Source organism: Pseudomonas sp. P1.8, from assembly GCF_001269805.1.
GTDB lineage: Bacteria > Pseudomonadota > Gammaproteobacteria > Pseudomonadales > Pseudomonadaceae > Aquipseudomonas.
The window spans coordinates 83,670-108,437 of the sequence record NZ_LHVM01000019.1 but is presented as its reverse complement, the minus strand read 5'-3'; the positions used below and the strand labels follow the sequence as shown (position 1 = coordinate 108,437).

Annotated in this window: 19 protein-coding genes; 12 read left to right on the top strand and 7 right to left on the bottom strand. The window is 58.4% G+C overall.

All coding sequences use genetic code 11. The annotated features are described in order from the left end of the window. Positions 1-17: 17 nt before the first annotated feature. Positions 18-170, bottom strand: coding sequence for a DUF3309 family protein (locus AD668_RS29105; RefSeq protein WP_018606531.1), 153 nt, complete (start codon positions 168-170; stop codon positions 18-20). A 287-nt stretch (positions 171-457) separates the two neighbouring features. Between AD668_RS29105 and AD668_RS21075 the strand changes: the two genes are divergently transcribed. The 3 genes from AD668_RS21075 to csrA all read left to right on the top strand — a co-directional run bounded on the left by AD668_RS21075 (position 458) and on the right by csrA (position 2,010). Continuing rightward, positions 458-1,273 (top strand): SDR family oxidoreductase, encoded by an 816-nt coding sequence (locus AD668_RS21075; RefSeq protein WP_053161824.1) that lies wholly within the window; start codon positions 458-460, stop codon positions 1,271-1,273. Between the two features lie 64 nt (positions 1,274-1,337). Then, complete coding sequence (locus AD668_RS21070) at positions 1,338-1,670, top strand: YnfA family protein (RefSeq protein ID WP_053161822.1); 333 nt, start codon at positions 1,338-1,340, stop codon at positions 1,668-1,670. 154 nt (positions 1,671-1,824) lie between these two features. Then, positions 1,825-2,010, top strand: coding sequence for a carbon storage regulator CsrA (gene csrA, locus AD668_RS21065; RefSeq protein ID WP_053161821.1), 186 nt, complete (start codon positions 1,825-1,827; stop codon positions 2,008-2,010). Positions 2,011-2,015: 5 nt separating this feature from the next. On the opposite strand, the gene AD668_RS21060 is transcribed toward csrA, so the two are convergent. From AD668_RS21060 to AD668_RS21045, 4 genes are all read right to left on the bottom strand, one after another. Then, positions 2,016-2,243 carry a YheU family protein gene (locus tag AD668_RS21060; RefSeq protein ID WP_053161819.1) on the bottom strand — a complete coding sequence of 76 codons (228 nt, stop codon included), beginning with the start codon at positions 2,241-2,243 and terminating at the stop codon, positions 2,016-2,018. A 160-nt stretch (positions 2,244-2,403) separates the two neighbouring features. Continuing rightward, positions 2,404-3,594 carry an osmoprotectant NAGGN system M42 family peptidase gene (locus AD668_RS21055; RefSeq protein ID WP_053161817.1) on the bottom strand — a complete coding sequence of 397 codons (1,191 nt, stop codon included), beginning with the start codon at positions 3,592-3,594 and terminating at the stop codon, positions 2,404-2,406. A gap of 156 nt (positions 3,595-3,750) precedes the next feature. Continuing rightward, on the bottom strand, positions 3,751-5,499 hold the full coding sequence (ngg, locus tag AD668_RS21050) for an N-acetylglutaminylglutamine synthetase (RefSeq protein ID WP_053161816.1): 1,749 nt from the start codon (positions 5,497-5,499) through the stop codon (positions 3,751-3,753). 3 nt (positions 5,500-5,502) lie between these two features. Continuing rightward, the gene (locus AD668_RS21045) at positions 5,503-7,275 is read right to left on the bottom strand and encodes an N-acetylglutaminylglutamine amidotransferase (RefSeq protein ID WP_053161814.1); all 1,773 of its coding nucleotides are present in this window, start codon (positions 7,273-7,275) and stop codon (positions 5,503-5,505) included. A 296-nt stretch (positions 7,276-7,571) separates the two neighbouring features. Between AD668_RS21045 and AD668_RS21040 the strand changes: the two genes are divergently transcribed. Next, complete coding sequence (locus tag AD668_RS21040; protein WP_082344541.1) at positions 7,572-12,416, top strand: NEL-type E3 ubiquitin ligase domain-containing protein; 4,845 nt, start codon at positions 7,572-7,574, stop codon at positions 12,414-12,416. Positions 12,417-12,421: 5 nt separating this feature from the next. Here the strand turns inward: AD668_RS21040 and mnmC are convergent, their stop codons facing one another. Further along, the gene (gene mnmC, locus AD668_RS21035) at positions 12,422-14,401 is read right to left on the bottom strand and encodes a bifunctional tRNA (5-methylaminomethyl-2-thiouridine)(34)-methyltransferase MnmD/FAD-dependent 5-carboxymethylaminomethyl-2-thiouridine(34) oxidoreductase MnmC (RefSeq protein WP_053161810.1); all 1,980 of its coding nucleotides are present in this window, start codon (positions 14,399-14,401) and stop codon (positions 12,422-12,424) included. A gap of 160 nt (positions 14,402-14,561) precedes the next feature. Between mnmC and pap the strand changes: the two genes are divergently transcribed. The 3 genes from pap (at position 14,562) to AD668_RS21020 (ending at position 18,588) form a co-directional block, all read left to right on the top strand. Next, a complete protein-coding gene (gene pap, locus AD668_RS21030) occupies positions 14,562-16,076 on the top strand; it encodes a polyphosphate:AMP phosphotransferase (RefSeq protein ID WP_053161808.1) in 1,515 nt (504 codons plus the stop codon). A gap of 111 nt (positions 16,077-16,187) precedes the next feature. Next, positions 16,188-17,372: a thiolase family protein gene (locus AD668_RS21025; protein WP_053161806.1), complete on the top strand. Its 1,185-nt coding sequence runs from the start codon at positions 16,188-16,190 to the stop codon at positions 17,370-17,372. A gap of 262 nt (positions 17,373-17,634) precedes the next feature. Continuing rightward, the gene (locus AD668_RS21020; RefSeq protein ID WP_053161805.1) at positions 17,635-18,588 is read left to right on the top strand and encodes a DMT family transporter; all 954 of its coding nucleotides are present in this window, start codon (positions 17,635-17,637) and stop codon (positions 18,586-18,588) included. A gap of 94 nt (positions 18,589-18,682) precedes the next feature. Here AD668_RS21020 and AD668_RS21015 read toward each other — a convergent pair whose 3' ends face one another. Next, positions 18,683-20,077, bottom strand: coding sequence for a class II fumarate hydratase (locus AD668_RS21015; RefSeq protein WP_053161803.1), 1,395 nt, complete (start codon positions 20,075-20,077; stop codon positions 18,683-18,685). A gap of 193 nt (positions 20,078-20,270) precedes the next feature. Here AD668_RS21015 and AD668_RS21010 point away from each other — a divergent pair, with 193 nt between their 5' ends. The 5 genes from AD668_RS21010 to AD668_RS20990 all read left to right on the top strand — a co-directional run bounded on the left by AD668_RS21010 (position 20,271) and on the right by AD668_RS20990 (position 24,676). Beyond that, positions 20,271-20,795: a DUF2059 domain-containing protein gene (locus tag AD668_RS21010; protein ID WP_053161801.1), complete on the top strand. Its 525-nt coding sequence runs from the start codon at positions 20,271-20,273 to the stop codon at positions 20,793-20,795. A 12-nt stretch (positions 20,796-20,807) separates the two neighbouring features. Continuing rightward, the gene (locus tag AD668_RS21005) at positions 20,808-21,107 is read left to right on the top strand and encodes a BolA family transcriptional regulator (RefSeq protein ID WP_053161799.1); all 300 of its coding nucleotides are present in this window, start codon (positions 20,808-20,810) and stop codon (positions 21,105-21,107) included. Between the two features lie 178 nt (positions 21,108-21,285). Further along, positions 21,286-22,227: a rhodanese-related sulfurtransferase gene (locus AD668_RS21000; RefSeq protein WP_053161798.1), complete on the top strand. Its 942-nt coding sequence runs from the start codon at positions 21,286-21,288 to the stop codon at positions 22,225-22,227. 3 nt (positions 22,228-22,230) lie between these two features. Then, positions 22,231-22,866, top strand: coding sequence for a DsbA family protein (locus AD668_RS20995; protein ID WP_053161796.1), 636 nt, complete (start codon positions 22,231-22,233; stop codon positions 22,864-22,866). After that, entirely contained in the window at positions 22,859-24,676 is a 1,818-nt protein-coding gene (locus AD668_RS20990) for an ABC transporter ATP-binding protein (protein WP_053161794.1), read from the top strand. The genes AD668_RS20995 and AD668_RS20990 overlap by 8 nt, the downstream gene beginning before the upstream one ends. Positions 24,677-24,768: the final 92 nt, after the last annotated feature.

Below are 24,768 nucleotides of genomic sequence, written 5' to 3'. Positions count from 1 at the left end.
TTTTGCCTGTCAGATCGTCATATTTTGCCGAGCAAGAGCAGGATCAACAGCACCACCAATACCACGCCGATGATACCGGACGGACCATAACCCCAACTTCTGGAGTGCGGGAAGACCGGCAAACCACCGATCAGTAACAGGATCAGAATGATGATAAGTATTGTGCCCATGTCTGTTTCCTTGTTGATTAGGGTTTGGATTGACCATGCCAATTACAGTCAGCGGGAATGACAGATATTCGAGCTGCTTAAAAAATCCGACTGCTGTCAGGGTGAGAAAATTCCAAGTTTTTTAAAGTATTTCGGACATGTCCTTATTTCGGTTCTTGTTGTGCTAGTTGGCCCGGGCGCTTCCAGGGTTTGCCTGGGCCATTCAGCAATCTGATGGAGCGTGGGTCGGGGCATATCCTTCGCTACACTCGGTGCATCTTCCCCTGACACAACTAAGGCTGTTTGCTATGCAAAATCGCATGATGATTACTGGCGCGGGCTCTGGCCTGGGTCGCGAAATCGCGCTGCGCTGGGCGCGTGAAGGCTGGCAACTGGCATTGTCGGACGTCAGTGAGCCCGGCTTGCAGGAAACATTGACGTTGGTGCGCGAAGCCGGCGGCGACGGGTTTATCCAGCGCTGCGATGTGCGCGACTATAGCCAGCTGACCGCGTTCGCCCAGGCTTGCGAAGTCAAATTCGGCGGTATCGATGTCATCGTCAACAATGCGGGCGTGGCGTCAGGTGGATTTTTCAATGAGCTGTCCCTTGAAGATTGGGACTGGCAGATCGCGATCAACCTGATGGGTGTGGTCAAGGGCTGCAAGGCTTTCCTGCCATTGCTGGAAAAGAGTAAAGGCAAAATCATCAACATCGCGTCGATGGCTGCGCTGATGCAAGGCCCGGCGATGAGCAATTACAACGTGGCCAAGGCAGGCGTAGTTGCGTTGTCGGAAAGCCTGCTGATCGAACTGGCGCACCAGGAAGTCGGCGTGCATGTGGTATGTCCGTCGTTCTTCCAGACCAACCTGCTGGACTCCTTCCGAGGCCCGACCCCGGCCATGAAAGCTCAAGTCGGCAAGTTGCTTGAGAGCTCACCGATCACGGCTGCCGACATCGCCGATTACATCTATCAGCAGGTCGCCGCTGGCGAGTTCATGATCCTGCCACACGAACAGGGCCGCATGGCCTGGGCGATCAAGCAGAAGAACCCGCAGTTGCTCTACAACGAAATGACCGTCATGGCCGATAAAATGCGCGCCAAGTCCAAACAAACCGCAAGCTGATCTTGCTCCTGTGCATTGCGCTGGTTAGGGTGGCCGCCATCGGCCATCCTCGCGAGTTACGTGCATGCTCAATTACCTGTGGTTTTTCCTCGCCGCGCTGTTCGAAATTGCCGGGTGCTTTGCCTTCTGGATATGGCTGCGTCAGGGCAAAAGTGCCTGGTGGGTGGTGCCGGCCCTCATCAGCCTCACGCTCTTCGCGCTGCTGCTGACCCGTGTCGAAGCGACCTACGCGGGTCGCGCCTATGCCGCTTACGGTGGCATCTACATCATTGCCTCGATCGGCTGGCTGGCGGTGGTCGAGCGGATTCGCCCGCTGGGATCGGACTGGATTGGCGTAGCGCTGTGTGTGATTGGCGCGAGCATTATCCTGTTTGGCCCACGATTCTCCGCTTCCTGACAGAGATTTCCTGCACCTAAACGAACCTGTCAGACCTTTCTGTCAGCGGAGCAGGCCGGCGTTGTAGGGCGAGACTGATTTACTGCCAATGCATTGAAGGCGTGCGGCGAGCCGGGCATCTTCAGGGGCCGGTAACCTTTGAAGGACATACCTGATGCTCGTACTCAGCCGCGTTGTGGGCGAAATCATTTCCATTGGTGACAACATTTCCGTGCGCGTACTTGCGATCAACGGAAACAACATTCGTTTTGGCGTTGAAGCTCCACAGGACGTTGCGGTGCATCGATCCGAGGTGTATGAACGTATTCGGACCAAAGTGGCAAAAAAGAAGGGCAACTGAAGGGGTCAGTCAAACAGGTGTTTGGGTACGTCGTGCTTGAGCATCAATTGGCATTGTTCGCTCTCAGGGTCGAACACAATCAGTGCCTGGCCTTTGGTCAAAGCCTGACGCACGCGCAGGACGCGGGTTTGCAGTGGGGTGTCGTCGCCATTGTCGGTACCGTCGCGGGTCACGAAATCTTCGATAAGGCGGGTCAGGGTATCGACTTCAAGTTGGTCGTGGGGGATCAGCATAGGCACCTCGGTTCAATCAATCGCGCGATGCTACGGCGGTTATCAATACATCACCAGTAGGAGCTGCCGAAGGCTGCGATCTTTTGATCTTGTACGGCGCCATTGAAGCCAAACATCAAAAGATCGCAGCCTTCGGCAGCTCCTACGGTTTTTACACCTGTTAACCGTCCGACCGCTGCCCCACCAGACTGTCCACCGACGGCACCCGCGTATCGCTTTCCATCTGGGTCTCGTGTTCGATCTGGTGACTGAAGCGGTCCAGTGAACCCTTGGCCGGTTGCGCGTCGCTGGCGAACACTGGCGGGCTGAGGATGTAGGCACCGAGCAATCGGCTCAGCGCGGCGAGGCTGTCGATGTGGGTGCGTTCGTAGCCGTGAGTGGCGTCGCAGCCGAAGGCGAGCAGAGCGGTGCGAATGTCATGGCCGGCGGTGACCGCCGAATGGGCATCGCTGAAGTAATACCGGAACAGGTCGCGCCGGGCCGGTAATTCGTTGTCACTGGCCAGGCGTAATAAATGCCGGGACAGGTGATAGTCATAAGGTCCACCGGAATCCTGCATGGCCACGCTCACGGCATGCTCGCTGGAGTGTTGGCCGGGGGCGACCGGTGCAATGTCGATGCCGACGAATTCGCTGACGTCCCAAGGCAATGCCGCTGCCGCGCCACTGCCGGTTTCCTCGGTGATGGTGAACAGTGGATGACAGTCGATCATCAGCTCTTCGCCGCTGTCGACGATGGCCTTGAGCGCCGCCAGCAATGCGGCCACGCCGGCCTTGTCGTCGAGGTGACGGGCACTGATATGGCCGCTTTCGGTGAACTCCGGCAGCGGGTCGAAGGCGACAAAGTCACCCACACTGATACCCAGGGATTCGCAATCGGCGCGGGTGGTGCAATAGGCATCCAGACGCAATTCGATGTGATCCCAACTGATCGGCATTTCATCCACGGCGGTATTGAACGCATGCCCGGAGGCCATCAGTGGCAACACGCTGCCACGGATCACGCCGTTGTCGGTGAACAGGCTGACGCGGCTGCCTTCGGCAAACCGGCTGGACCAGCAGCCGACCGGCGCCAGGGTCAGGCGACCGTTGTCCTTCACAGCACGCACAGCCGCGCCGATGGTGTCCAGGTGCGCGGAGACGGCGCGGTCCGGGCTGTTTTTCCTGCCTTTGAGCGTGGCGCGGATCGTGCCACGCCGAGTCATTTCGAAGGGAATGCCGAGTTCTTCAAGGCGTTCTGCGACGTAGCGCACGATGGTGTCGGTGAAGCCGGTCGGGCTGGGAATGGCGAGCATTTCCAGCAGGACTTTTTGCAGGTAACCGAGATCGGGTTCTGGGATTTTGCTAGTCATGGAAACTCCTGATGAATTGAGCGCATCGATGGTTTCGATGAGGGGATGTTTTTTGCCTGTCAGGCCGCTTTCGCTGGCAAGCCAGCTCCTAGAGGAGTGCGCATGCCAATGTAGGAGCTGGCTTGCCAGCGAAGGGGCCAGTCCAGGCACACAAAACTAAGAGACCACCGGCTGGCTGTGCGGAAACAACAAATCGACAAACCGCTCCGCCGTCGGTTGCGGTTCATGATTGGCCAATCCGGCCCGCTCGTTGGCCTCGATAAACACATACTCCGGTTGATCGGCAGCCGGCACCATCAGGTCGAGGCCAACCATCGGAATGTCCAGTGCCCGCGCTGCCCGCACAGCGGCGTCCACCAACGCCGGGTGCAGGATTGCGGTGACGTCCTCAAGAATACCGCCGGTATGCAGGTTCGCCGTGCGCCGCACGAACAAATGCTCGCCCGCCGGCAAAACACTGGCGTAGTCATATCCGGCGGCCTGCACAGTGCGCTGGGTTTCGTGATCCAGCGGGATCCTGCTCTCACCGCCGGTGGCCGTTTGTCGACGCCGACTCTGCGCTTCGATCAGCGCACCGATGGAATGCTGACCATCACCCACTACTTCGGCCGGCCGACGAATCGCGGCGGCCACCACTTCGAATCCGATCACCAGAATGCGCAGGTCGAGGCCCTCGTGAAAGCTTTCCAGTAATACGCGACTGTCGAAACGGCGGGCGGACTCGATGGCTTGCTGCACCTCTTCAATGGTTTGTAAATCCACCGCCACACCTTGGCCCTGTTCGCCATCCAGCGGCTTGACCACCACCCTCTGGTGCTCGTCGAGAAAGGCCAGATTGTCATCGGCGTTACCAGCCAATTGCTGGGAGGGCAGGTTCAGTCCTGCAGCCTTTAGCACTCTGTGGGTCAGGCTTTTGTCCTGACACAGGGTCATGCTGATGGCGCTGGTCAGATCGCTGAGAGATTCACGGCAACGCACCCGGCGCCCCCCATGACTGAGGGTGAACATCCCGGCGTCGGCGTCGTCGACTTGTACATCGATACCGCGTCGGTGCGCTTCCTCGACGATAATCCGGGCGTAGGGATTGAATTGCGCTTCGGGGCCAGGCCCGAGGAACAATGGTTGATTGATCCCGTTCTTGCGCTTGATGGCAAAAGTCGAGAGGTTGCGAAAGCCCAATTTACTGTAGAGGTTTTTCGCCTGGCGATTGTCATGCAGAACCGAAAGGTCGAGGTACGCGAGACCGCGACTCATGAAGTGCTCGATCAGATGCCGCACCAGCACTTCACCGACACCTGGTCGGGAGCATTGCGGATCAACAGCCAGGCACCACAGGCTGCTGCCGTGTTCCGGATCGTTGAACGCCTTCTGGTGATTGAGCCCCATGACACTGCCGATAATCTGACCACTGTCTTCATCTTCTGCCAACCAGTACACCGGGCCGCCCAAGTGGCGCGGGGTAAGCAATGTGGCATCGATCGGCAGCATGCCGCGCGCCTGATACAGCTGATTGACCGTCTGCCAGTCTGCCTCGCTTTGTGCGCGACGAATACGAAATCCGCGAAACACACGTGTGGCCTGGCGGTAGTCACTGAACCAAAGGCGCAAGGTATCGGACGGGTCGAGAAACAACTGGGCGGGTTCCAGTCCCAATACTTGCTGAGGCGCGGCGACATACAAGGCAATGTCCCGCTCGCCGGGTTGCTCATTGAGCAACTCTGCGGCGAGGCTTGCGGCGTCGGCGAAGGTATGGCCGATCAGTAGTCGGCCCCAACCACAGTGCACGGCGATCGGAGCAGCACCGAGTTCACAGCGATCTTCGGCCAGACGTGCCTGCAAACGCTCGTAAGAGGGTGCCTGACCGCGCAACAAGCGTTGGCTGATGGCCGTAGCGTGAGGTTTCATCGATCAGATTCCTTGTTCGCTGAGCCACAGGTTCAGTGCCGCCAGTTGCCACAGCTTCGAGCCGCGCAATGGCGTCAGTTGACCTTGGGGATCGGTCAGCAGGCGGTCGAGCATAGCGGGGTTGAACAAGCCGCGGTCCTGACTCGGATCAAGCAGTAGCTCGCGTACCCAGTCCAGTGTGTTGCCCTGCAAATGCTTGAGGCCCGGCACCGGGAAGTAACCTTTCTTGCGGTCGATCACTTCGCTCGGGATCACCAGCCGCGCCGCTTCCTTCAACACCTGTTTGCCACCGTCCGGCAGTTTGAATTGCCCCGGCACCCGAGCTGACAGTTCCACCAGTCGATAGTCGAGAAACGGCGTGCGCGCCTCCAGGCCCCAGGCCATGGTCATGTTGTCGACGCGCTTGACCGGGTCGTCCACCAGCATCACCGTGCTGTCCAGACGCAACGCCTTGTCCACCGCAGCATCGGCGCCAGGCTGTGCGAAATGCTCCTTCACGAAGTCGCCGGCAGCGTCATTGGCGGTCAGCCATTTCGGCTGCACAGTGGCGGCGTAATCGTCGTAGCTGCGGTCGAAAAATGCTTCGCGGTAAGCGGTGTACGGATCGCCGGCACCGTCCACTTGCGGATACCAGTGGTACCCGGCGAACAGTTCGTCGGCACCCTGGCCGCTCTGCACCACCTTGCAATGCTTGGCCACTTCTCGCGACAGCAAATAGAACGCAATGCAGTCGTGGCTGACCATCGGCTCGCTCATGGCACGGAACGCGGCGGGCAGCTGTTCGATGATTTCTTTCTCATCGATACGCAGCTGATGATGCTGCGTGCCGTAGTGCTGGGCGATCAGGTCCGAATACTGGAATTCGTCACCACGTTCACCACCAGCGTCCTGGAAACCGATAGAAAAGGTCGACAGATTTTCCACGCCGACCTCGCGCAGCAAACCCACGAGCAAACTTGAATCGACACCGCCCGACAACAGCACGCCGACATCGACCGCCGCGCGCTGACGGATGGCAACAGCGTCGCGTGTGCTGTCGAGCACGCGGTCGCGCCAGTCTTCAAGGCTGAGGTTTTTCTCATCCTCATGTGGGCCATAGGGCAGGGTCCACCAGGTTTTCTGTTGGGTGCTGCCATCGGCTTCGATACGCATCCAGGTCGCAGGTGGCAACTTTTCGATGCCCGCCAGCAGGGTACGGGGTGCCGGGACCACGGCATGAAAATTCAGGTAGTGATTGAGCGCCACCGGGTCGAGGATCGGGTTGATGTCGCCGCCCTTGAGCAACGCCGGCAAAGCCGAGGCAAAACGCAGGCGCTGGCCGGTGCGCGACAGGTACAACGGTTTTACGCCAAGACGGTCACGGGCAATGAACAGACGTTGGGCATCCCGTTCCCAGATGGCAAAGGCAAACATGCCGTTGAGCTTGGGCAGCAAGGCTTCGCCCCAGGCGTGATAGCCCTTGAGCAGCACTTCGGTATCACCACCGGAATAGAACGCGTAACCGAGGTCTTCAAGCTCTGCGCGCAGTTCCGGGAAGTTGTAGATCGCACCGTTGAAGGCCAGTGACAAGCCCAATTGCGCATCGATCATCGGCTGCGCCGAGCCGTCCGAGAGGTCCATGATTTTCAGGCGCCGATGGCCCAGGGCAATTGGTCCCTGACTATGAAAGCCCCAGGCGTCGGGCCCCCGAGGGGCCAGGTGGTGGGTAATTCGTTCAACAGCTGCAAGGTCTGCAGGTTGATGATCAAAACGTAACTCGCCAGCTAATCCGCACATAAATTCCTTACCGGTTTTTCCGTTGGGGAGGGTCAATCGATACCGCGCCCAAATGGCGGGTACTCAGAAACTGACCCGGCTGGGTGCTCGTAGTTTTAGATCGATGGGTTATAAGCAGCGAATGTCGAAGATTGGGCGGGCGAGACAGAAATGGACCAGGAGCGTGCGGTAATTATTGCTGTGATACATAGGAGTATCTGCTTGGACAGCGTCCAATCCGACTCGATATTTGAGTTATTTTTTGTCGTTCGCGCCTCGTAGGCTGAAAGCTTCTAATCGCAATAAGGATATTGCTCATGCTACCTGCTGCCCCCACGACACCCCCTGTGGTGCCGCTGACATCAACACAACGTCTCGAGAGTCTGCTGGAACATACGGGTGATCTGGACACGGCCCAAACCTTGCAAGAATCAATGCCTGAATGGTTGACTTCGGCGGAGCTGAGCGTGGCTCAGGCTTTGAATTCGGCCATGCAACAGTCCCAGGTTTCCTACACCAAGGCTGCCGAGGTGCTCGCAAGGCTCAAACCCTTGGACGAATACTGCAAGGAGCAATTGACTCTTCTACTCAAGGAAAAATGGAAGGTCGACGTTGATGTCGAGCGGGACACACTGGATATCATTAAAGCCGTGCTTTCTTCAACAGGAGTGCTGCCGGTTGCCTGGGAGAAGGGGAAGGTAACCAGGTCACGCAGCCTGCTGCACGCCGCTATGGAAAATTTCACCTCCGAGGAAGCCACACCTGGCGGCCTACCAAAAGACTCGGTGATCAAGGTCGACGCAAAACCTCAAAAAGGTGCTGACATGACCCCCGCCAAGTTTGCCGAACTTTGTCGCGAACTCGATCTTGGGGGTAAATACCAGAGTCATGTGAATGACGTTCTGGCACTGCCGGCCAACCCCACAGGCAACCCGGTCAGTACCGCCTCGTCAGCCGCCGATATTCGACAGTTGAAATTGCTGGACATCCAGGTCGCCGCCCATGTAGCTTATCTGAAAAAGCACATCAGCAGTACCGTTTACACGATGTTGCTCAGCGTCATTGAACAGGATCTCCCGGCGGCCAAGGCCAAAGGGACCCTGTTCGATGGTGCACCGGTGATTTGGCAAGGCTTGCAAATTCATGATGCTTGCCTGTGTGGAGTCTTGGTCTTTACCAAGGTTTCCATCGATACAGCCCCCTCGGCCAAGTGCGTTGTCTACATGCCCAACGAGCCCAGACGACCCCTGTATGAATATGCCTCGCTCGATGATTTCAAAGCCTATCTGACCCTTCATCTGCAAAGCAAAGTCTACAAAGACCGCTTTTGCGAACTTTACTTTCCCGGCAATGACAAGACGGTTTTTTTCACCCGCTTCGACAAGAACAAGAACCTGGGCAGTCTCACCGCAATGCCGGCCGATACATGTCCCGGCGATTTTTTCTTTAACGCTTTCGTCCACAAGACCCAACTCGATGCGCAGATCCTCGCTGTGCCGACGGCGGAAGTCGACGAACTCCAACGAGAAAAGACCCTCCAGACATTGCTCGATGGAGGTCTTTTACTGTTGAACGCGGCGTCATTTTTTGTCCCTGTGATTGGTCAATTGATGTTGTCGGTGGCGGTCGTCGAAATTCTCAGTGAAGTTTATGAGGGCGTGGAGGACTGGGCGCACGGGGAGCGAACCGAAGCCCTCACGCATTTGCTGAATGTTGTCGAAAGCCTCGCGCAGATGGCTGTCTTTGCCGCAGGGCAGAAGGTGGTGAGCTCGATTGCCAGCAAAGTGACGCGCGCAAACCCTGACTTCTTCAAGTCTTTCATTCCGATTGAAAAAACGGATGGCACAACACGCCTGTGGAAGTCTGATCTCAAACCCTACGAACGCAGGCTTTCTGCGGATAAAGGGCTGAAGGCCGATGCCGAAGGGTTCTATGAGTTCGACCATCAGAAGTATGTGCAGATCGACGGACACTTTTATGCCGTCGATTTCGACGCGGCTGCAGAGGCCTGGAAGATCAAGCATCCGACACGCCAGGATGCTTACACGCCGATTCTCGAACACAACGGACAGGGAGGCTGGCGCCAACCCGGCGAGCGTACGGAGGAGTGGAGCGACGGTGCTTACGTATTGAAACGGCTCGATTCTCGACTGGCCGCGCAAGATAACAGTCGCTTGGAGAAAATCCGTCAGGTGACCGCAAGCCCTCTGAGTGAGCTACATCGATTGAGTGAGGAAAACTTGCAACTACCTGCACGTTTGCAGGACTCGATCGATCGTTTTCGACTGGAGCAAAGGGTTCGAGATTGCATTGCGATATTGGAGCAGGGTGATCCAGAGATTTTTATCCACACCGACGAGCAGATGAATGAATTGCCATCAATGAAGGGGTGGCCTACCGGACGTTACATTCGAGTACTCAACGACGAAGGCATTACCAAGAAATATTTTCCCAAAGACGCATTTATTGCTAACGAGGAACCTGCGGTCGATGTCACCGAAGAGCAATTGTCTGAAGGCCAGTTGCTCAGAAGGATTGTATCCGGGCTGTATCCCAAGGAAGTGGAGGACCTGCTCGGAGGAACGGTCAGTGATCAGACGGAAAACGATGCGTTGGCCAAGAAGCTCGCTGCATCAATGAAAAATGATCGATTACCGTTGTTTGAGCGTCTGTATGAAGCACATGACACCGGTAATGACAGCGATGCCGAGTTGCTCAGAAAGGCTTTCCCAAAGGTGCCGCACACCATCGCCCGAGAGCTGATAGACCAAATCAGTAGCGTTGAACGATTGCGCCTGCGGACCCTCAAGCGCGTTCCGATGAGGCTTGCACAGCGTGCTCGTGAGGCATTGGCAGAAGTGAAACTCGACAGGGGTATCGGTGGACTTCATCTGCCGGAAATCGCCGATGTCGACACGCGCAATCTGGCTTTCTCCCTGCTCGAACATTTGCCTGGCTGGAACAGTGAACTGTTGCTGGAACTGCGTAACGGCTCGATCACCGGGCCGGTACTTCGCAGCATTGGCAAGCAAGGTAGCGCACTGAAGCGAACGATTGTGGAGTCGGCGGAGGGTTATCGGGTGTTCGACGGCGATGACAAGAATCTGGCGAGCGTTCTTCAAGGACCAGAAGCCTTATACCAGGCTATTGCGCATGCTCTGCCCGAATCACAACTGACCACCATGAGCCTGGGTGCCAACAGACCGGCGCAAGTCCTGGCGTTGCGTAATCGGCTGGCTTCCCGAGCCGTGGAGGATCGCGCGCGCAGCGCTCGTCTGCTGACGGGTAAGCCTCCTGGTGAAAGAGTGGCGCCCGATACCTGTGTACTGGCCGATCCACCGGCAGCTTCTTCTCATGCCTCAGGTCTGGTTCGAAAGGCCAAAAAACTCTATCCCCTCAAGACCGAAGCGCAAATCAGCACCCTGCTCGACAGTCTGGGGACTGACCATTTGAGTCGAGCAACAGCCGTCCAGCAGCGTCAGGGCCAACTTGAAAAACTGCGTCGAGCGCTAAAAAGCTGGCGCAACGACGACACCGAAATGCGTAAGTTGCAAGGTGATTTGAATGAGTATCGACAGAGTCGTCGCCAGGTGTCCGATGCTATCGAAAATGCCTGGAGGCAAATGGGCGTGGTGCGAGACGAGCAGCGGGCGAGCAGTGTATTGGGGCTGAGGCTGGACGGAATGCGGGTCGGCCAGCTCCCGACATTGTCACCGGACATCGACTTCGATCACATTGAACTTCTATCGCTGAAAAACATGAATCAGGGTAATGACCTGGCCTACTTTCTCAAACACTTCAAGTCGGTGCAGTCCTTGGAGCTGGACAGTAACCAGTTGACCCTGTTGCCCGAATCAATCTCCTTGATGACCGGCTTGAGGTATTTGAGCCTTGCCGACAACAAGCTGGTCATGACCGAGCAAACGTTGAAGAAACTGGCGGCCATGCGCACGCTGAAGACATTGAACCTGAGCAAGAACCCTTTGGGCACGCTCCCGGATGTTGGCAAAATGTTCGATTTGCGCTTGTTGATGCTGCGCAACACCCGTGCCACCGAGCTTCCCAAGGGGCTGGCGAAGCTGCCCAATCTTGACCGAGTCGACCTGCGCGATAACGACATCGGAACACTGCCGGACTGGCTGTTTACTGTTCCTCGCCGTTTCAGCCAAAGCATCAATCTGCGTACCAATCCGTTAGTGAACGACAGCCGCGTCAAGCTCAAGGCATACCGTGACCGGGTCGGTATCGGCATGGGATTTCTGGAGGATGACATTGCGCGTCTGGATGAGCAGACCGCCAAGGCGCTTTGGTTACCGGAGGAGGTCAATGTGACCTATTCGCCACGTGGAAAGATCTGGACCGCATTCAAGGATGATCCCGGTTCCGATGGGCTTTTCCGGTTGCTGGCGGAATTGGGGAATACGGCGGACAGCCAGTATGTGCGCGAAGACATGACTCGGCGGGTCTGGTCGGTGCTGGAGGCCGCCGAAGGCAATGCGGCGCTGCGCGAGCAGGTATTTGACCTTGCTGCCAACCCGATCAACTGTACCGACTCGGCGGCGTTCAATTTCAGCAATCTTGAGGTGGCGGTAGAAATTGAAAAAATCACCGGCCCCTTGGGCAGTGCGCAGTCGGCAGCAGCTTCGCTGACGAAACTGGGCAAGGGGCTTTTTCGACTCGATCAACTGGACAAAATTACCCAGACGCACATCAGCAGGCATCCGGAGGTCGATCCACTGGAGGTTGGACTGGCCTATCGCACCGGGCTGATCAAAGATCTGGATTTACCCGGCCAACCTCAACACATGCGCTACAAGTCACTTAGTGGCGTGTCAGAACAGGACCTTGCGTCGGCCAAAACCAGTGTGCAACGCGCGGAGCATTCGCCTGAGCTGAGTAAATTCCTGGTGCAACGTCCTTTTTGGATTGACTACCTCAAACGCAGTTTTGCGGAGGACTTTGCCAAAATGACCGAGCCATTACAGGATCGTCTGCAAAAAGTGTTTGATCAGAGGGACACGATGACGGATGCCGATTACCGCACGCAGATTGATACCATCAAGACTGAGCAGGCCACGGCAGAAAAAACATTGCTGGAGCGCCTCACCGGGGATGTCTTGAAACTGGTCGATACGAGCAGTTGCGCCATCCCCGAGCGCTGAACCGTTCAGCTGCCTCTAATCAGTCGGCGCAAGGCAAACCGGTTGGGGTGGCAAGCCTCGGCCACGCTGCGAGGCAACGGCAATGGTTCGTTCTCCAGCCAGGCCGCCAGCAGTTCGCCAGACAGTGGTGCCGTGATCAGGCCTCGAGAACCGTGGCCGCTGTTGATGTACAGGCCATCAAGCCATGGGCATGGAGCGTCCGGCACTTGCCGGGCGTCCTTGCCTAGTGCGGCATAGGCCTGGTTGAAGGCGGAACCGTCGGCCAAAGGGCCGACGATGGGCAGATAGTCCGGGCTGGTGCAACGAAAGGCTGCGCGGCCTTGCAGATCTTCGGGAGCCAGTTGGTCGACCTGCAAGCGGTCGACCAGATCGCTGGAGATTTCTTCCAGTAACTGCAGATTGCCCAAGTGTTCGGCGGTGGTCGGTGTCAGGTCGTCGCTGTTGAAATCGAAGCTGGCACCCAGGGTGTGTTCACCCAGCCGCGCCGGGGCCACATAACCTTCTGCGCAGACCACCGTGGCCAGGTCCTGGCTCGCGGTGGTTTGCATCAGGCGAGTGATTTGTCCGCGAATGCGCTTGAGTGGCAGATCGGTGCTTTGCTCGAAACGTTTGATCTCTGCTGCACCGGCGAGCACCACGACCGGTGCGCTGGCGAGCAGCTTATCTCCAGAGAAGGCTTGCCACTGGTCGTCGACTTGGCGCAGTTCCAGCACGTCATGGTGACGCAGCAATTGCACATTGGGATGGCTGGCTTGCCATTGACACAGCGCCGGAGGATGAACCCAGCCGCCCTGCGGGTAGAACAAGCCACCGCTCGCCAGATCAACGCCGGCCTGTTCGCAGGCTTGTTGTCGATCCAGCTCATGCAGCAAATCTCGCGGGAACGCGGCGGCCAATTGCGCCTGACGCTCGGCTTCCTTGGGATTGAACGCCAGTTGCAGGACCCCGCAGCCATCCCAATCGACACCGCGGTGCAAGTGTTCCAACAGGCGTCGGGTGTGGCCGAAACCGCTGACAATCAGTTGCGATAACGCCGTGCCATGGGCCGACAGTTTCAGGTACAGCACGCCTTGCGGATTGCCCGAAGCCTCCTGCGCCAGTGCATCGTGACGCTCCAGCAATGTCACTTGCCAGCCCCGCGCCGCCAGGCTTGCCGCACTGGCACAACCGGCCAGACCGGCGCCAATCACGAGGGCGCGGCGCTCGCCAGCCACAGGTGTCGGGCGCGAAAACCACGGTTTTGGTTGGGTGGGCGTGGGGACTGACTCCGGCCAGCCGAGAAACTCACCGCGCAGGATCTCCCATTTGTGGCCGATACCCGGCGTTCGTTTCATCTTGAAGCCCGCGGCATTCAGCAGGCGCCGAACCCATCCGGTGCTGGTGAACGTGCTGATAGTCGAGTCGGGAGCGGCCAGGCGCGCCAGCTCGGCGAACAGTTCGGCGGTCCACATGTCCGGGTTTTTCGCCGGGGCAAATCCATCGAGAAACCAGGCGTCGATCTGTGCATCGAGTTGCGGCAATTGTTCCAGTGCATCGCCGATCAGCAGAGTCAGGGTAACCCGGCCGTTGTCCAGCACCACGCGCTGGAAGCCTTGATGGATCGCCACGTACTGCGCCAGCAGTTGATCGGCAAATACCTTCAGTTCGGGCCACAACGCCAGGGCTCGTTGCAGATCGTCATGGCTCAGCGGGTACTTTTCGACACTGACAAAATGCAATCTCGCATCCGCCACGGCGTGTTGCTCGAACACCTGCCAGGCACACAGAAAATTCAGACCCGTACCAAAACCCGTTTCGCCAATGACCAGACGCCCGCCAGCCCGCAGCGCGGCGAAGCGCTCGGCCAAACGGTTCTGTTCGATAAACACGTAGCGCGTTTCGTCCAGACCCGATTTATCGGAGAAATACACATCATCGAACACCCGCGAATACGGGCGACCCTGGTCATCCCAGTCGAGTTGGGCGTGGGGCAATACTGGTTTCATGGCAGGCTCGGCAACGGCAAGGTGGCCATTCTAGCCGATCGCCAGCGCGGTGCTTGATCCGTGGCAATGTCTGGCGTGGCGTCGGCGATGAAAATGGGATTTCTCCCACGCTGGAGAGGTCAATCCGCTAGTCTTGCTCACATCTGGAAGGGAGCCGTTCATGTTCGAATCTGCCGAAATCGATCACGCCATCGACAAAGAAACGTACGACGCCGAAGAGCCGGCCCTGCGCGAGGCCTTGCTCGAAGCGCAATTTGAGCTGCGCCAGCAGAGCCGCTTTCCGGTGATCATCCTGATTAACGGCATCGAAGGCGCCGGTAAAGGCGAGACGGTCAAGCTGCTCAACGAATGGATGGACCCGCGCCTGATCGAAGTCCGCACCTTCGATCAGCAGACCGACGAAGAACTGGCGCGGCCACCGGCCTGGCGTTACTGGCGAATGCTTCCGGCCAAGGGGCGCATGGGGATTTTCTTCGGTAACTGGTACAGCCAGATGCTGCAGTCGCGAGTTCATGGCCAGATCAAGGACCCACGGCTCGACCAAAGTATCAACGCCGCCGAACGCCTGGAGAAAATGCTCTGCGATGAAGGCGCGCTGATCGTCAAATTCTGGTTCCACCTCTCCAAAAAACAGATGAAGGCGCGGCTCAAGGCGTTGGCCGATGACCCGCTGCATAGCTGGCGCATCAGCCCGCTGGACTGGCAGCAATCGCAAACCTACGACCGGTTCGTCAAGTTCGGTGAGCGGGTCTTGCGACGCACCAGTCGCGACTACGCGCCATGGCATGTGATCGCCGGGATGGATGCACGCTATCGCAGCCTGCTGGTGGGGAAAATTCTGCTCGACAGCCTGCATGGCGCCTTGAAGCGGCCGAAGATCCATCCGGAGAAAGTCAGCGCCGCCCCGGTGTTGCCGAGCGTCGATCAAGTGAACCTGCTCGACGCCCTGGACTTGAACCTGCGCCTGGACAAAGACGATTACGAAGAACAGTTGGTGACCGAGCAGGCGCGGTTTTCCGGGCTGATGCGTGACAAACGCATGCGTCGGCACGCCCTGGTCGCCGTGTTTGAAGGCAATGACGCGGCGGGCAAGGGCGGGGCGATCCGTCGGGTGGCGGCGGCACTCGATCCGCGTCAGTACAACATCGTGCCGATTGCCGCGCCCACAGATGAGGAGCGGGCGCAGCCGTACCTGTGGCGCTTCTGGCGGCACTTGCCGGCGCGAGGCAAGTTCACCGTGTTCGACCGTTCCTGGTATGGCCGGGTGCTGGTGGAGCGCATTGAAGGTTATTGCAGCCCGGCGGACTGGCTGCGTGCCTACAGCGAAATCAACGATTTCGAAGAGCAGGTCACCGAATCCGGGGTCATTGTCGTCAAGTTCTGGCTGGCCATCGATAAACAGACGCAACTGGAGCGTTTCCAGGAGCGCGAGCAGATCCCCTTTAAGCGCTTCAAGATCACTGAAGACGACTGGCGCAATCGCGAGAAGTGGGATGACTACCGGGTTGCGGTCGGCGACATGGTTGACCGTACCAGCACCGAAATCTCGCCCTGGACCCTGATCGAGGCCAACGACAAGCGCTGGGCGCGGGTAAAGGTGTTGCGCACCATCAATCGTGCGATGGAAGAAGCGTTCGAAAGGTCTGACCGCCATGAGCGAAAGAAGCACAAATAAAAGGATTGAAGCGATGGTTGCGCATACGCGGGGTGAATGATTGTCGCGGTCGCTAATGAGGTGGACTTATGCTCGGTCCACTCTCAACCGATAACAACAATGAGGTATGCCATGCGTGAAGTGGTGATCGTCGACAGCGTGCGGACCGGCCTGGCCAAATCCTTTCGCGGCAAATTCAACATGACTCGTCCGGATGACATGGCGGCGCACTGTGTCGACGCACTGTTGGCGCGCACCGGTATCGACCCGGCGAGCGTCGAGGACTGCATCGTCGGTGCCGGTTCCAACGAGGGCGCGCAAGGCTTCAATATCGGGCGCAACGTCGCGGTGTTGTCGCGATTGGGCATCGGCACTGCCGGCATGACCCTCAACCGCTTCTGTTCTTCAGGCCTGCAGGCGATCGCCATTGCCGCGAACCAGATTGCCTCGGGTTGCAGCGATATCATCGTCGCCGGTGGCGTCGAGTCCATCAGCCTGACGATGAAAAGCGTCAACACCGACAACCTGATCAACCCGCTGCTCAAGGAGCAGGTGCCGGGTATCTACTTCCCGATGGGCCAGACGGCTGAAATCGTCGCGCGTCGCTACAACGTCAGCCGCGAGGAGCAGGACCTGTATGCCCTGCAAAGTCAGCAACGGACCGCGCGGGCTCAGGCTGCCGGGTTGTTCGATGATGAGATCGTGCCGATGGCGGTGAAGTATCGCGTTGAAGACAAGGCCTCCGGGCAGGTGCAAGTCCTCGACGGCATCGTCGAGGGTGATGACTGCAACCGCCCCGACACCACGCTGGAAAGCCTCGCCGGTTTGAAACCGGTGTTCGCCGAAGACGGTTCGGTCACGGCGGGCAACTCTTCGCAGCTGTCCGATGGTGCGTCCATGACCCTGGTGATGAGTCTGGAGAAGGCCCTGGAACTGGGGCTCAAGCCGAAAGCGTTCTTCCGTGGTTTTGCGGTGGCCGGTTGCGAGCCTGATGAAATGGGCATCGGCCCGGTGTTCTCGGTGCCGAAACTGCTCAAGGCCAAGGGCTTGCAGATTGCCGATATCGACTTGTGGGAACTCAACGAAGCGTTTGCCTCGCAGTGCCTGTACAGCCGCAACCGGCTGGAAATCGACAATGAAAAGTACAACGTCAACGGCGGCTCGATTTCCATTGGTCACCCGTTTGGCATGACCGGTTCGCGTCAGGTCGGGCATCTGGTGCGCGAGTTGCAGCGACGTAACCTGCGTTACGGCATCGTCACCATGTGCGTGGGCGGCGGGATGGGGGCTACCGGGTTGTTTGAGGCGGTGCGTTAAATACCTCGGATATGTAGCGACTGTTCAATAGTTATCGCTAGCAGGCTAGCTCCCACAGTGAATTGTTGTGATCACAAATATTGTGCACGCCACAGAACCTGTAGGAGCGAGCCTGCTAGCGATGGGGGCGCCACGGTCAAAGCATCCGACGAAGATTACGACCCGCACAGTTTCATCCACGGCCAGTCCCAAACTGTCCCTGTGTGCCACACGCCGCAGCGCCTAGAATGACGCTTCTTGCTATCAGGCTTTTGGGGTTCACATGCACATTTCATCGGGTCGCTGGGTTTACGGTCTGTTTCTGGCCTTGTTGACCGCGTTGTTGTGGGGAATCCTGCCGATCAAACTCAAACAAGTGCTGCTGGTGATGGACCCGGTCACGGTGACCTGGTTTCGTCTGGCGGTATCTGGAGGGTGCCTGTTCATATACCTGGCCGTGACCGGACGTCTGCCCAGCCGCAAAGTGCTCGGCCCGCGCGGAGGCTGGCTGGTGTTGATGGCAGTACTCGGCCTGGTAGGTAACTATGTGCTGTATTTGATGGGCCTGAACCTGCTCAGCCCCGGCACCGCGCAATTGGTGGTGCAGATGGGGCCGATCATGTTGCTGATCGCCAGTGTGTTTGTGTTCAAGGAGCGTTTCAGCCTGGGGCAGGGGATGGGTTTGCTGGTGCTGCTGATCGGTTTCGCGTTGTTTTTCAATCAACGTTTGAGTGAACTGCTGACGTCGCTGACCGACTACACCGCCGGTGTCCTGCTGGTGCTGTTGGCGTCCACGGTCTGGACCTTCTATGCCTTGGGCCAGAAGCAATTGCTGACGGTGTGGAATTCGCTGCAGGTGATGATGGTGATCTACCTGTTTTGCGCGGCGTTGCTGACGCCGTGGGTGCATCCGCTGGAAGCGCTGCAGTTGAGCCCGTTGCAAGGCTGGTTGCTGTTGGCGTGCTGCTTGAACACCCTGATTGCCTATGGCGCATTCGCCGAGGCGCTGGCGCACTGGGAAGCCTCTCGGGTCAGTGCGACGTTGGCGATTACGCCGTTGGTGACCTTCGCAGCGGTCGCCGTGGCGGCCTGGTTATGGCCGGATTATGTGCATGGCGAGACCATCAATGGTCTGGGATATGGCGGGGCGGTGCTGGTAGTGCTGGGTTCGGCGCTGGTGGCGTTGGGGCCTTCTTTGATTGCCGGGTTGAAGGCACGGAAGTTACGGATGGCCTGAAGATCAAAAGATCGCAGCCTGCGGCAGCTCCTACAGGGAACATTTACATGCAGGAGCTGCCGCAGGCTGCGATCTTTTCGCTTCACTGCAAATCTCAGCCCTTGGCGCCAGCCTCCAGCATATTCTCCGGCCGCACCCACGCATCAAACTCTTCATCGGTCAGATACCCTAGCTGCAGCGCCGCTTCCCGCAAGGTCAGCCCTTCGCTGTAAGCCTTCTTGGCAATCTCCGCCGATTTGTCATAACCGATGTGCGGATTGAGCGCCGTCACCAGCATCAGCCCACGTTCCAGGTGTTCAGCCATTTTCTCGGCATCCGGCTCCAGGCCGGCAATGCAATGTTGCTGAAAGTTGCTGCAACCATCGCCCAGCAGACGGATCGATTGCAGCAGGTTGTGGATGATCACCGGTTTGAACACGTTCAATTGCAGGTGACCCTGACTGGCCGCAAAACCAATGGCGACGTCATTTCCCAAGACCTGACAGGCCAGCATCGACAGGGCTTCGCACTGGGTCGGGTTGACCTTTCCCGGCATGATCGAACTGCCAGGCTCGTTGGCCGGCAGCTTCACTTCGGCAAATCCGGCGCGCGGTCCAGAGCCCAGCAGGCGCAAGTCATTGGCGATTTTCATCAGCGTCACGGCGAGGGTTTTCAACGCGCCGGACAGTGTGGTCAGCGGTTCATGGCCGGCCAGTGCGGCAAATTTGTTGGGCGCGGTGACGAATGGAAAGCCGGAGAGGGCGGCCAGTTCGGCGGCAATCGCTTCACCAAAACCGTGGGGGGAGTTGAGTCCGGTGCCGACGGCTGTACCGCCCTGGGCCAATTCGCAGACTGCCGGCAGGGCGCTGCGGATCGCCCGTTCGGCGTAATCCAGTTGTGCGATGAAAGCCGAGATTTCCTGGCCAAAGCTGATGGGGGTCGCATCCATCATGTGGGTCCGGCCGGTCTTGACCAGTTTCATATGACGGGCGGACAACTCGGCCAGCCCGCCCGACAGTTCGCTGATGGCGGGCAACAACTGTTGCTGCACGGCCTGGACAGCTGCGATATGCATAGCAGTGGGGAAGCAGTCGTTGGAGCTCTGGGAGCGATTGACGTGATCGTTAGGGTGCACCGGGGACTTGCCGCCGCGTGGGTTACCGGCCAGTTCATTGGCGCGCCCGGCGATCACTTCGTTGACGTTCATGTTGCTCTGGGTGCCGCTGCCGGTCTGCCAGACCACCAGCGGGAACTGATCGTCGTGTTCTCCGTCGAGTACTTCATCGGCCGCCTGTTCGATCAGCCGGGCGATGTCGGCCGGGATGTCGCCGTTGCGATCGTTGACCCGGGCCGCCGCTTTCTTGATCAGTGCCAGGGCATGCAGCACCGCCAGCGGCATGCGTTCGTTGCCGATGGCGAAGTTGATCAGCGAGCGTTGCGTCTGAGCACCCCAATAGGCTTCATCCGGGACTTCAACCTGGCCGAGGCTGTCGGTTTCGATACGGCTCATCTTGCACACTCCTGTAGGTCCGATTGCGCAGTTTAGGCCGTGATCGTCGGCCGTGGTTCCATCAGTCTGGATTTCACCCATTCAACCCCTCTAAATCAGGTCCGACAAGGCTTGGGGTTGAGCGACACACTTTTTTAGGCGCAGAATGGTCGCCCTTGGGGTCTGACCTCGCCAGCTAAAAAAAGGAAACTCGATGACTCGTCTTCGTGCCATCTGTACCGCCGTTGCTTTGGTCTGCGCCAGCGGCCAGGTTTTTGCCGACACCGCCAGCCATAACGCCAGTGCCGAGGCTTTCCTGACCCTGGCGCACGCTGACAAACTGGGTACTCCGGTGTACATGCAAGTACAGCAGATGTTTGCTCAACGTTTTGCCCAGACCAAAGCCCCGGAGTCGAAGAAAGCCGTGCTGGAAACCTACCAGGCCAAGGCCAACGCCGCCCTGGACCAGGCCATTGGCTGGAACAAGCTGAAACCGGACATGGTCAAGCTCTACACCACCAACTTCACCGAATCGGAGCTCAAGGATCTGGTTGCCTTCTACAAGTCGCCACTGGGCAAGAAAGTCCTGGAAAAAATGCCGCAGCTGACCCAGCAATCGGCCCAGATGACTCAGGCGAAGCTGGAAAGCGCAGTGCCGGTGGTCAACAAGCTGCTGGCGGACATGACGACGGAGCTGGATCCGAAAGGCGCCGCCGCTCCAGCCAAGAAAAAGCCTTAAACGGAGTTCGGTATGACCATGCAACAACGCATCGAATCGACGCTGGCCTTGCTTCAGCCCGAGCATCTGCAAGTGCTGGATGAAAGCCACATGCACAGCCGTGGGTTACAGACTCACTACAAGGCGGTGGTGGTCAGCGCACAGTTCGACGGCCTGAGCCGGGTCAAGCGCCACCAGAAAGTCTACGGCACGCTCGGCGAGTTGATGGGCGAGTTCCATGCGTTGGCGCTGCATACCTACACGCCAGATGAATGGGCACAGATCGACGCGGCTCCGGCCTCGCCGACCTGTGCCGGCGGCAGCAAACACTGACGCTCCCCCCTGTAGGAGCCGGCTTGCTGGCGATGGCGTCTTCGAAATCGCTATCGCCAGCAAGCCGGCTCCTACAGAGAAGGTTATTTTTGTTAGAATGCAGCGCGCCGCTAACCCGGCGCGTTTTTTTTCGCATCCGGTTCACCCCTTACGAGGGTAGCCACCTGGAGATTTACCCATGACACAACAGATTGTCGTGGCGGCACTGTATAAGTTCGTCACCCTGGAAGATTACGTCGCCCTGCGCGAGCCACTGCTGCAAGCGATGGTCGACAACGGCATCAAAGGCACCTTGCTGATTGCCGAAGAAGGCATCAACGGCACCGTGTCCGGCAGCCGTGAAGGCATCGACGGGCTGATGGCCTGGCTCAAGAACGACCCGCGCATGGACGACATCGACCACAAAGAGTCGTACTGCGATGAGCAGCCGTTCTACCGCACCAAAGTCAAACTCAAGAAAGAAATCGTCACCCTCGGCGTGGAAGGCGTGGACCCGAACAAAAAGGTCGGCACTTACGTCGACCCGCAGGACTGGAACGCACTGATCAGCGACCCGCAAGTGTTGTTGATCGACACCCGTAACGACTACGAAGTCTCGATTGGCACCTTCGAAGGCGCCATCGACCCGAAAACCACCAGTTTTCGCGAGTTTCCCGACTACATCAAAGCCAACTTCGACCCGGCCGTGCACAAGAAGGTCGCGATGTTCTGCACCGGCGGTATTCGCTGCGAGAAGGCGTCGAGCTACATGCTCAGCGAAGGCTACGGTGAGGTCTATCACCTCAAGGGCGGCATCCTGAAGTACCTCGAAGAGGTGCCGCAGGAAGAAACCAAATGGCAGGGCGACTGCTTCGTGTTCGATAACCGTGTGACCGTTCGCCACGACCTGAGCGAAGGTGACTACGATCAGTGCCATGCCTGCCGTACGCCGGTCAGCGTTGAAGATCGCGCTTCGGAGCATTACGTGGCGGGTATCAGCTGCCCGCATTGCTGGGACAAATTGAGCGAAAAAACCCGTCGCAGCGCCATCGATCGGCAAAAGCAGATCGAACTGGCCAAGGCCCGTAACCAGCCGCACCCGATCGGCTACAACTATAAACAAGCATCCTCCGAGGCCTGAACCATGTCAGCACGCCTGCTCTATGTGATGGATCCGATGTGTTCCTGGTGTTGGGGGTTTGCCCCGGTCGCCAACGCATTGGTCGAGCAGGCGCAAGCTGCAGGCGTTGAAGTGCATTTGATCGTGGGTGGTTTGCGCACCGGCAGCGGTGCGGCGCTGGAACCGACCACACGGCGCTACATTCTTGAACACTGGCAGGCGGTCACGGAGGCCACCGGCCAACCGTTCAAACTCGAAGGCGCATTGCCTGACGGTTTTGTCTACGACACCGAGCCTGCCTGCCGGGCACTGGTGACGGCGCGCGGCCTGGCACCGGATTGCGCATGGAAACTGCTCCGGCTGATCCAGCACGCGTTTTACGCCGATGGTCGGGATGTCACTCGCGCCAGCGTGCTGGTGGAACTGGCAGAGCAGGCTGGCGTACCGCGCATCGAGTTCGCGGCCGCTTTCGACCGTGCCGACATGCACGCTGCGACCAACGCCGATTTCACCTGGGTGCAAGACTTGGGCATTGCCGGTTTTCCGACCCTGTTGGCCGAACGTAATGGCCAATTGGCGCTGCTGACCAACGGATATCAACCGCTCAGTGTGCTGTCCCCGCTTCTTGGCCGTTGGCTGGAGCGCGCCGCCTGTGCATGATCTGCCTGACGATGTCCCAAGCGCAAAACGTGTCGACCGTCTGAGCTGGGCAGAAATCCGTCGCCTGGCCCTTCATCATAAAAAGTCGCTATGGATCGCCAACGGCGTGGCGGTGCTCGCAACCCTGTGCAGCGTGCCGATCCCGTTACTCCTGCCGCTGCTGGTGGATGAAGTGCTGCTGGGGCATGGTGACGCTGCGCTGAAGGTCATGAATCTTGCACTGCCCCAGGTTTGGCAAAAAGCCGCCGGTTACATTGGCCTGATGCTGGTAGTGACTTTGGCCCTGCGCTGCTCGGCCCTGCTGTTCAACGTGGTGCAGGCACGGTTGTTCGCCGCATTGGCCAAGGACATCGTCTACCGAATTCGCCTGCGCCTGATCGAACGACTCAAACGCATCTCGCTCGGTGAGTATGAAAGTCTGGGCAGTGGCACGGTGACCACTCACTTGGTGACTGACCTCGATACTCTGGACAAATTCGTTGGCGAAACCCTCAGTCGCTTCCTTGTGGCTATGCTGACTCTGTTCGGAACCGCCGGCATCCTGATGTGGATGCACTGGAAGCTGGCGCTGTTGATTCTGTTGTTCAATCCGTTGGTGATCTACGCCACGGTGCAATTGGGCAAGCGGGTCAAGCACCTGAAAAAACTCGAGAACGACAGTACCTCGCGCTTCACTCAGGCATTGACCGAAACACTCGATGCAATCCAGGAAGTTCGCGCCGGCAATCGCCAAGGGTTTTTCCTCGGTCGCCTCGGTCAGCGTGCCAAAGAGGTCCGTGATTATGCGGTGAACTCGCAGTGGAAAACCGATGCGTCAAACCGTGCCAGTGGTTTGCTGTTCCAGTTTGGTATCGATATTTTTCGTGCTGCCGCGATGCTTACCGTGCTGTTTTCCGACCTGTCCATCGGCCAGATGCTCGCGGTGTTCAGCTACCTGTGGTTCATGATTGGTCCGGTGGAACAATTGCTGAACCTGCAATATGCCTACTACGCCGCCGGCGGCGCGCTGTCACGGATCAACGAGTTGCTGTCCCGAGCCGATGAACCGGAGTACCCGGGGGGCGTCGATCCGTTCAGCGGTCGCCAGACGGTCGGACTCGAGGTGCAGGGGTTGAGTTTTGGCTACGGCGACGAACTGGTCCTGAACGAGATGAATTTGTCCATCGCCCCCGGGGAAAAAGTCGCGATTGTCGGTGCCAGCGGCGGTGGCAAGAGTACGTTGGTGCAATTGCTGCTGGGCTTGTACACGCCGCTGGCCGGGACCATTCGCTTTGGCGGCTCGACCCAGCAAGAGATCGGCCTGGAAACCGTGCGGGAAAACGTCGCGGTTGTGCTTCAACACCCGGCGTTGTTCAACGACACGATTCGGGCCAACCTGACCATGGGTCGTGAGCGCAGCGATGAGGCTTGCTGGCAAGCCCTGGAAATCGCGCAACTTCACGGCACGGTCCGCGAGTTGCCCAACGGTCTGGACAGCATCGTCGGGCGTTCCGGCGTGCGTTTGTCCGGTGGCCAGCGCCAGCGCCTGGCGATTGCGCGGATGGTGCTTGCCGAACCCAAAGTGGTGATCCTTGACGAGGCCACCTCTGCACTGGATGCCGCCACCGAATACAACCTGCATCAGGCACTAGCGCGTTTCCTGAGCAATCGCACCACGTTGATCATTGCCCACCGTCTATCTGCCGTGAAGCAGGCAGACCGGGTGTTGGTGTTTGACGGCGGGCAAATCGCCGAGGATGGCGACCACCAGCAGCTGATTGCCGATGGTGGTTTGTATGCCAAGCTTTATGGGCATTTGCAGCAGTTGTAACCAGACGGTCAATACACTGGAAAACACCGTGACGCGCGTGATTTGCAGTCACGCTGCGTCTTTCAGGGAAGGTGTGTCGCTTGCCTGGACTG

Bases quoted from the DNA above. Each gene is read 5' to 3' on its own strand.
- mnmC (WP_053161810.1), bottom strand. From the start codon at position 14,401: ATGAAACCAGTATTGCCCCACGCCCAACTCGACTGGGATGACCAGGGT.
- AD668_RS21025 (WP_053161806.1), top strand. From the start codon at position 16,188: ATGCGTGAAGTGGTGATCGTCGACAGCGTGCGGACCGGCCTGGCCAAA.
- ngg (WP_053161816.1), bottom strand. From the start codon at position 5,499: ATGAAACCTCACGCTACGGCCATCAGCCAACGCTTGTTGCGCGGTCAG.
- AD668_RS21040 (WP_082344541.1), top strand. From the start codon at position 7,572: ATGCTACCTGCTGCCCCCACGACACCCCCTGTGGTGCCGCTGACATCA.
- AD668_RS21045 (WP_053161814.1), bottom strand. From the start codon at position 7,275: ATGTGCGGATTAGCTGGCGAGTTACGTTTTGATCATCAACCTGCAGAC.
- AD668_RS21070 (WP_053161822.1), top strand. From the start codon at position 1,338: ATGCTCAATTACCTGTGGTTTTTCCTCGCCGCGCTGTTCGAAATTGCC.
- AD668_RS21075 (WP_053161824.1), top strand. From the start codon at position 458: ATGCAAAATCGCATGATGATTACTGGCGCGGGCTCTGGCCTGGGTCGC.
- AD668_RS21005 (WP_053161799.1), top strand. From the start codon at position 20,808: ATGACCATGCAACAACGCATCGAATCGACGCTGGCCTTGCTTCAGCCC.
- AD668_RS21000 (WP_053161798.1), top strand. From the start codon at position 21,286: ATGACACAACAGATTGTCGTGGCGGCACTGTATAAGTTCGTCACCCTG.
- AD668_RS21060 (WP_053161819.1), bottom strand. From the start codon at position 2,243: ATGCTGATCCCCCACGACCAACTTGAAGTCGATACCCTGACCCGCCTT.
- pap (WP_053161808.1), top strand. From the start codon at position 14,562: ATGTTCGAATCTGCCGAAATCGATCACGCCATCGACAAAGAAACGTAC.
- AD668_RS21015 (WP_053161803.1), bottom strand. From the start codon at position 20,077: ATGAGCCGTATCGAAACCGACAGCCTCGGCCAGGTTGAAGTCCCGGAT.
- AD668_RS20995 (WP_053161796.1), top strand. From the start codon at position 22,231: ATGTCAGCACGCCTGCTCTATGTGATGGATCCGATGTGTTCCTGGTGT.
- AD668_RS29105 (WP_018606531.1), bottom strand. From the start codon at position 170: ATGGGCACAATACTTATCATCATTCTGATCCTGTTACTGATCGGTGGT.
- AD668_RS21055 (WP_053161817.1), bottom strand. From the start codon at position 3,594: ATGACTAGCAAAATCCCAGAACCCGATCTCGGTTACCTGCAAAAAGTC.
- AD668_RS21020 (WP_053161805.1), top strand. From the start codon at position 17,635: ATGCACATTTCATCGGGTCGCTGGGTTTACGGTCTGTTTCTGGCCTTG.
- AD668_RS21010 (WP_053161801.1), top strand. From the start codon at position 20,271: ATGACTCGTCTTCGTGCCATCTGTACCGCCGTTGCTTTGGTCTGCGCC.
- csrA (WP_053161821.1), top strand. From the start codon at position 1,825: ATGCTCGTACTCAGCCGCGTTGTGGGCGAAATCATTTCCATTGGTGAC.